This is a genomic window from Stenotrophomonas sp. 05L44_2, assembly GCF_056665995.1.
Window position 1 is genome coordinate 1 of sequence record NZ_JBFTNR010000142.1, and the last position, 7,127, is coordinate 7,127.

6 protein-coding genes and 1 tRNA gene are annotated in these 7,127 nt (G+C 66.1%); 4 read left to right on the forward strand and 3 right to left on the reverse strand.

The genetic code is table 11. The features are described 5' to 3' along the window. Positions 1-241 precede the first annotated feature (241 nt). The 3 genes from AC1VAN_RS06905 to AC1VAN_RS06915 all read right to left on the reverse strand — a co-directional run bounded on the left by AC1VAN_RS06905 (position 242) and on the right by AC1VAN_RS06915 (position 2,956). A complete protein-coding gene (locus AC1VAN_RS06905; protein WP_032975183.1) occupies positions 242-646 on the reverse strand; it encodes a DUF805 domain-containing protein in 405 nt (134 codons plus the stop codon). Positions 647-937: 291 nt separating this feature from the next. After that, positions 938-1,011 (reverse strand) — tRNA-Gly (locus tag AC1VAN_RS06910). Between the two features lie 112 nt (positions 1,012-1,123). Continuing rightward, positions 1,124-2,956 carry an autotransporter outer membrane beta-barrel domain-containing protein gene (locus AC1VAN_RS06915; protein WP_480985523.1) on the reverse strand — a complete coding sequence of 611 codons (1,833 nt, stop codon included), beginning with the start codon at positions 2,954-2,956 and terminating at the stop codon, positions 1,124-1,126. A gap of 207 nt (positions 2,957-3,163) precedes the next feature. On the opposite strand from AC1VAN_RS06915, the gene thiS reads away from it, so the two are divergent. The 4 genes from thiS (at position 3,164) to AC1VAN_RS06935 (ending at position 6,900) form a co-directional block, all read left to right on the forward strand. Further along, positions 3,164-3,364 (forward strand): sulfur carrier protein ThiS, encoded by a 201-nt coding sequence (gene thiS, locus AC1VAN_RS06920; protein ID WP_033832224.1) that lies wholly within the window; start codon positions 3,164-3,166, stop codon positions 3,362-3,364. Positions 3,365-3,496: 132 nt separating this feature from the next. Further along, positions 3,497-4,291: a thiazole synthase gene (locus AC1VAN_RS06925; protein ID WP_480985524.1), complete on the forward strand. Its 795-nt coding sequence runs from the start codon at positions 3,497-3,499 to the stop codon at positions 4,289-4,291. After that, positions 4,291-5,025, forward strand: coding sequence for a tRNA (guanosine(46)-N7)-methyltransferase TrmB (gene trmB, locus AC1VAN_RS06930; RefSeq protein WP_480985525.1), 735 nt, complete (start codon positions 4,291-4,293; stop codon positions 5,023-5,025). Before AC1VAN_RS06925 ends, trmB begins: the two co-directional genes overlap by 1 nt. Before the next feature lie 27 nt (positions 5,026-5,052). Further along, entirely contained in the window at positions 5,053-6,900 is a 1,848-nt protein-coding gene (locus AC1VAN_RS06935) for an SLC13 family permease (protein WP_025874276.1), read from the forward strand. The last annotated feature ends 227 nt before the right edge of the window (positions 6,901-7,127 follow it).

Here is a 7,127-nt window from a genome sequence, read left to right on the forward strand (position 1 = left end):
GCCCAGGGCGCGCACCGCTTCAACCTGTTTGGCCGAGCCAATTCCCGCGGAAAGGAATATCTGATGCAGTGCGTTGACCAGGTCGTTCCTGCGTTGCATGCCGGCGCGCTCCTTGAAATGAGGGCAACACGCTAGCGGAGGGCAAGTCGGGGGGACATACGGATTTGGAATCTGCCTTGCACGCTCGGACGCGAAGTCCGCACTCTCAAGCAGGCACCGGCAAACGCTGCGCCAGATACTTTCAGCCCCCCGACAATCCCTGCGTCCCGCCAAATCGATTCTCTTCCTCGCTACCGGGCAGCAGCATGACCGGAAACAGAACGAACACCCCCAAAGGAACGAAGGCAATGACAACAAACCATCCCGACTCATCAATGTCGTGCAACCTGCGCACGGTCAGTGCGAGCATGGGCGGGAGGAAAGATACCAGCGCGACCGTTGCCAGGCCCTGCCCCACGCTATTGAGACGCAAGCCCAGTTCCCAATTGTAGAACCGTGTGCCGATCAGCCAGTAGCCAGCTTCCATCAAGCTGTAGCTCAGCGCGGCCAAGAAAGCGGCAAGCAGGAAGAACGACCAGAACTCTGTCCGGTTGGATCGTCCCGAAAAATCAAAGCATCGCCTGATGGGCACAAGTGCAGCGATCATTCACGCTCCGGACAACGAACGATTGATACCAATTGTTGACGGATTTCTAGCATGTCCGATCCCAGCAACAACTGAACCTGTCCGTGTGACTGGATCGAGCAGACCGCAAGGTCGCAGAGGAGGCTTTCCAGCGCTAAGGACGGTCGCGCGGCGCTGAGCCAAGGAAAACTCACCTGGCAGCATGCCCGCGATCACTGTGCGGCAAAGCGGATCGAAGTGCCCGAGCCGAGGCGCTGTCGCGCTGGCTGGGTAGCGCGGAGCGGCTGACACGCCGCAAACCGCTGGAAGACATGGAGCGGGCGAAGGGAATCGAACCCTCGTCAGTAGCTTGGGAAGCTACAGCTCTACCATTGAGCTACGCCCGCGTTGCCCGACAAGTCTATGCGGGGCACGTGTTCAAACGCAACGGGCAGGCCCTTGCAGCTTGCCCGTGACGGTGACGGTGACGGCAGGCCCGCAGGCCTGCCGTCGTGTGCATCAGAAGCTGCCGCTGAAGCTGGCAAACAGCGTCGCGTCCTGCGCACGCTTCTGCAGGGTGGTGGCGCTCAGGCCGATGTTGCTCTGCAGGCCGAACAGCTCCATGCGCGCGCCCAGGATGGCGGTCGCATAGTTCTTGTCGAAGTCCATGCCCGGCACGCGGTACATGCCGACGTCCGGCAGGCTCTGCACCCAGGCGCTGGCCTGCTTGGTGTCTTCGAACTCGTGATCGTAGGTCACCTGCACGTACGGCTTGACGGTGCCGCCGTCGAAGCGGGCCTGCCAACCGATACGGCCGACGGTGGAATCGACATCCTGCTTGCCGTAACCCAGCGCGGTGGCCAGGGTGCCGGCATCGGCGCTTTCGGTGTAACCGTCGATCTTGACCTGCTGCCAGATCACCGAGGCGATCGGGCCGTGGCGGAAGCCACCTTCGGTGCCGAACTCGTAACCGGCGTTCAGGGCGGCGGTCAGGTTGCTGCCGTCCGGCGAGCCACCGTGTTCGCGGGTGGCCGGGCCGAGCTGGACCTTGCGGTTCACGTCATAGGACAGCCAGGTGTAGCTGACCTGGCCATTGACCCAGATGCGGTCGCCGTACCAGCCGGCGAACAGACCGGCCGTGGTGTCCTTCTGGGTGAAATCGCCACGGCTGTTGCCGAAGTCGGCATTCAGGCGGCCAAAGCCGGCGAAGCCGCCGAAGACCATGCCGTCACGTGCCCAGTCGACACCGAACAGGCCGGCCGGGGCCAGGCCGTCGTACAGATCGGCGTGGTCGTAGCGCTGCATGTCACCGCGCACGCCGCCCCACCAGGACATCCCGTCGGCCGGACGGCCGGCTTGGTGCAGACTGACCTGGTCGGCGCGCGAACGGCCGATGGTCTGCGCCGAGTGGCTCAGCACCTGCTGCAGGCGCGGGCCTTCCAGGATCGAGATGGCGTACTGGCCCAGCATCTGGTGCGCGGCCGAGGTCGGATGCAYGTCATCGGCGAAGAGATAGCTGCTGGCCGCGTCCGGGCGGGCGTAGGCCAGCGGGCTGCWGGTCAGTGACGAAGCCACCAGGCAGGCGCGGCCGGTGACGTTGCTGAAACCATACATGCCCGGATTGGCGATGATTTCATGCAGCAGGGTGTAGGTATCGAGCGGGATGAAGTCGATACCGGCCTGCTTCAGGCCACTGTACAGCGCAGTGTTGTACGCGGTGGACAGGGCCGTACCCTGCGCTTGACCCGCCGCACCCCGGTCGATGAACCCGGGGGTGATACCGACGTCGGGCAGGTTCGGCACCAGCACATACTGCGCGCCAGCCTGCTTGAGGCTGGCCACGATGCCGATCTGGTCGGTCACCGCTGCGCCAATCACGGCCGGGGCCTGGGCCGGAGCGGTGATCGAGAACAGGTCGTTGGCGCCCCCCCACACGGTGTACAGCGCATTCGGGTCCGCCTTGCCACCGTTGGCGGCGAGATACCTGGCCATCTGCGTCTTCAGCGACGGCACCGGCACGTTGCCGAAGGCCGGCTGGGTCAGGTCGGTACCCACGCGGGCACCGCCGACAGCGTAGTTGTCACCGGTCTGGCCGTTGCCGTTGGGGGACGCATTGGTGCCGTAGTAATCGGCGACGAACTGCGCCCACTCCCAACCGGGGTTGGTGGTGAACTGGCCGGCGACCGGACGCGCCTCCGCCGGCAGCAGGGGACGGTAGTAGCCGCTGTCGGTGAGGCTGTCACCGAAGAACACGGTACGGGTGAACGGGGATTCGCCTGCCATGGCCGGCAGCGCGGCCAGCGCGATCGCGGCCGCCATGAGGGAGCGGATCGGGCGTTTGCTGAGCAGCATGTAAAAACTCCTGTGGGGATATCGTTTGAGGATCCGACGCACGTACGCCGGCGCACGGTGAATGGTTTCACTGCGCCGCCAATTGCTCACGCTGCGCCGCCGCATGGATTGTCGCTCGAGCCAGGCCCGGCGGGCTTTGCCGGTGCGGGCGTAGCGCACAACTTGCAACGGTTCCGATGCGAACCGGCAATCAGCGACAATGGCCCCATGAACATCCAGCTCAATGGCGAACCCCGCACCTTGCCCGCTTCAGCGACCCTCCTGGACCTGCTTGCGGCCGAGCAGCTGTTGCAACGCCGGGTGGCGGTTGAGGTGAACGGCGAGATCGTCAGCCGCAGCCGTCATGCCGAGCATGTGCTGGACGAGGGCGATGTGGTGGAGATCGTGCATGCCCTCGGCGGCGGCTGAGGCATCCCGCGCTCCGCGCTCGCCGGGCATGGCCCGGCGCTACCCTGCGCATCCGTTCCGGTAGCGCCGGGCCATGCCCGGCGGCGTCGAAGTGACGACCCCATCTTCGGGCGGATAAGCGATAATCGCGTCATGAACGCTCATGTCTCCCCCGATTCGCTGGTGATCGCCGGCAAGACCTACAGCTCGCGGCTGCTTACCGGCACCGGCAAGTTCAAGGATCTGGAAGAAACCCGCCTGGCCACCGAGGCCGCGGGCGCCCGGATCGTCACCGTGGCCATCCGCCGTACCAACATCGGCCAGAACCCGGGCGAACCGAACCTGCTCGACGTGCTGCCGCCGGACCGTTACACCATCCTGCCCAACACCGCCGGCTGCTACACCGCCGAGGATGCCGTGCGCACCTGCCGCCTGGCCCGCGAACTGCTGGACGGCCACAACCTGACCAAGCTGGAAGTACTGGGCGACCAGAAGTCGCTGTACCCGGACGTGGTGCAGACCCTCAAGGCCGCCGAGCAGCTGGTCAAGGACGGTTTCGAGGTGATGGTCTATACCTCCGACGACCCGATCCTGGCCAAGCGCCTGGAAGAGATCGGCTGCGCTGCGGTGATGCCGCTGGCCGCGCCGATCGGCTCGGGCCTGGGCATCCAGAACAAGTACAACCTGCTGCAGATCATCGAAGACGCCAAGGTGCCGATCATCGTCGACGCCGGCGTGGGCACCGCGTCGGATGCGGCGATCGCGATGGAGCTGGGCTGCGACGGCGTGCTGATGAACACCGCCATCGCCGGCGCGCGCAACCCGGTGTTGATGGCCAGCGCCATGCGCAAGGCCGTGGAAGCCGGCCGCGAGGCGTTCCTGGCCGGSCGYATTCCGCGCAAGCGCTAYGCCAGTGCSTCCTCGCCGATSGAYGGGTTGATCGGCTGATGACCAATCCMTTCGACAGCGCCGGYTCSAAGGCMCCGCCCAAGCCGTTCACSGTYAMCGAAGGCCGCCGYGARGTGCGCAGCTTCGTGCTGCGCCAGGGCCGTTTCACCCCGGCCCAGCAGCGCGCGTTCGACGAGCGCTGGCCGCGTTTCGGCCTGGATTTCAGCGGTGAACCGCGTGATCTGGATGCCACCTTCGGCCGCGATGCGCACAAGGTGCTGGAAATCGGCTTCGGCAACGGCGCCGCGCTGCGCTTCGCCGCGCAGCAGGACCTCAGCCGCGACTACATCGGCCTGGAAGTGCACGCGCCCGGCGTGGGCCGCCTGCTGAACGCGCTGGCCGACGACAACGCCGACCACGTGCGCCTGTACCACCACGACGCGGTGGAAGTGCTGGAAAAGGAAATCGCCGATGGCGCGCTGGACGAAGTRCGCATCTAYTTCCCSGACCCGTGGCACAAGAAGCGCCACAACAAGCGTCGCCTGATCCAGCCGGGSTTYGCCGMGCTGCTGGTGCGCAAGCTGCGCMSYGGYGGCCGCCTGCACTGYGCCACCGACTGGGAGGATTACGCCGAGCAGATGTGGGACGTRCTCGATGCCACCCCCGGCCTGGTCAACCGTGCCGGTCCGCGTGGCAGCGTGCCGCGCCCGGACTGGCGCCCGCAGACCCACTTCGAGACCCGCGGCCAGAAGCTCGGCCATGGCGTCTGGGACCTGTTGTACGACCGCACCTGATGAACGCCTGAGGACGCCGCGCCCCACATGGATACCGCGCTGACGCTGACCACTGACATGAAGCTCGTGCTCGGGCTGGTCGGCTTCACAATGGCGATGTTCCTGTTCGAGCGCATCCGCGCCGACGTGGTCGCGCTGGTGGTGCTGGTGGTGCTGGGCGTGACCGGCCTGATCGCGCCGGAGGAGATCTTCGGCGGCTTCTCCGGCAACGCGGTGATGAGCATCATCGCCACCACCATCCTCGGCGCGGGCCTGGACCGCACCGGTGCGTTGAACCGGCTCGCGGCCTGGCTGCTGCGGCGCGGCCATGGCGTGGAGCAGCGGCTGCTGATGATGACCACGGCCATCGCCGGCCTGAACTCGTCCTTCATGCAGAACCCGTCGGTGATGGCGTTGTACCTGCCGGTTGCCTCGCGCCTGGCCGCGCGCACCGGGCTGACCATGCAACGCCTGCTGCTGCCGATCTCGGCGGCGATCGTGATGGGTGGCGCGCTGACCATGGTCGGCAACTCGCCGCTGATCCTGCTGAACGATCTGCTGGCCTCGGCCAATAACAACCTGCCCTCCGGCCTGGCCACCATCGAGCCGCTGCGCATGTTCGCGCCRCTGCCGATCGGCATCGCCCTGCTGATCGCCTCGCTGCTGTATTTCCGCTACTACGGCGACCGCAAGCTGGTGGAAGAGGAAAGCCTGGTCAACGACGGCACCACGCCGGCCCGCACCGAGAGCTACTTCGCCAAGACCTACGGCATCGAAGGCGACGTGTTCGAGCTGGTGGTCACCGCCGAGAGCCCGCTGGTCGGCATGACCCTGGGCGAGGCCGAGAACCTGCATGACGCGCCGCTGCTGCTGGCACTGAAGACCGGCAATGACACCCGCCTGGCACCGCCGGCGGAAATGCGCATCTGGGTGGGCAGCGTGCTCGGCGCGATGGGACCGCGCCAGCAGATCCACGATTTCGCGCAGAACCAGTTCCTGCGCATGTCCTCGCGCCTGAAACACCTGGGCGACTTGTTCAATCCCAGCCGCGCTGGCATTTCCGAGGCGGTGGTGCCGCCGACCTCCGGCGTCATCGGCAAGACCGCAGGCGAGCTGCGCCTGCGCAAGGAACGCGGCATCAGCCTGCTGGCGATCAACCGCGACAAGCAGGTGATCCGCGAGGATGTACGCGATGTGCAGCTGCGCGCCGGCGACATGCTGGTCTTCCACAGCATCTGGACCGACCTCGCGCAGGCCGCCAAGAGCCGCGACTTCGTGGTGGTCACCGATTACCCCACCGGCGAGCAGCGCCCGCACAAGTTCAAGATCGCCATGGCGATCTTCGCCCTGACCATCCTGATCGCGCTGACCAGCAAACTGCCGGTGGCGCTGACCCTGATGACCGGCGTGGCCGGGATGCTGTTGACCGGCGTGCTGCGCATGGACGAGGCCTATGCCTCGATCAACTGGAAGACGGTGTTCATGATGGCCGGGCTGATTCCGCTTGGCTGGGCGATGGATTCCAGCGGCGCAGCGGCATGGGTGGCCGGCCATACCATCGACAAGCTGCCCACCGGCATTCCGATCTGGGTGCTGGAACTGGCGCTGGCGCTTCTGACCACGGTGTTCTCGCTGGTGATCAGCCATGTGGGCGCGACCATCGTGATGGTGCCGATCGCGGTGAACCTGGCGCTGGCGGCCGGCGGCAATCCCACGGCGTTCGCGCTGATCGTGGCGCTGTCGGCGTCCAACAACCTGATGACGGCGTCGAACCCGGTGATTTCGATGATCACCGGCCCGGCCAACTACACCCCGCGCGAGATGTGGCGGGTCGGCGGCCCGCTGTCGCTGATCTACACCTGCGTGGTGGTGGTGATGATCAACCTGATGTTCTGAAGGTTGGGTTTGTTGGCAGGGCTGCGCCCTGCACCCGCAGAGGCAACGACAACGGCAACGGTCTGCATTCCTTGGGATGGCGGGGTGGGTCCGGTTGCGGGGGACGCCGTAAACCCCCAGACCGGCCCAGCCGCTGGCGGCTGTGCGTTCGGGCGCTTGCGAAGCAGTGCTTCGCAAGCAAAGCGCCCTCACCCTTGGGGGCTTGGCCGCGGCATCCATGCCGCGGA

What these genes read in the sequence shown, in the direction of transcription:
- AC1VAN_RS06905 (WP_032975183.1), bottom strand. Translation starts at nt 646, where the DNA reads ATGATCGCTGCACTTGTGCCCATCAGGCGATGCTTTGATTTTTCGGGA.
- thiS (WP_033832224.1), top strand. Translation starts at nt 3,164, where the DNA reads ATGAACATCCAGCTCAATGGCGAACCCCGCACCTTGCCCGCTTCAGCG.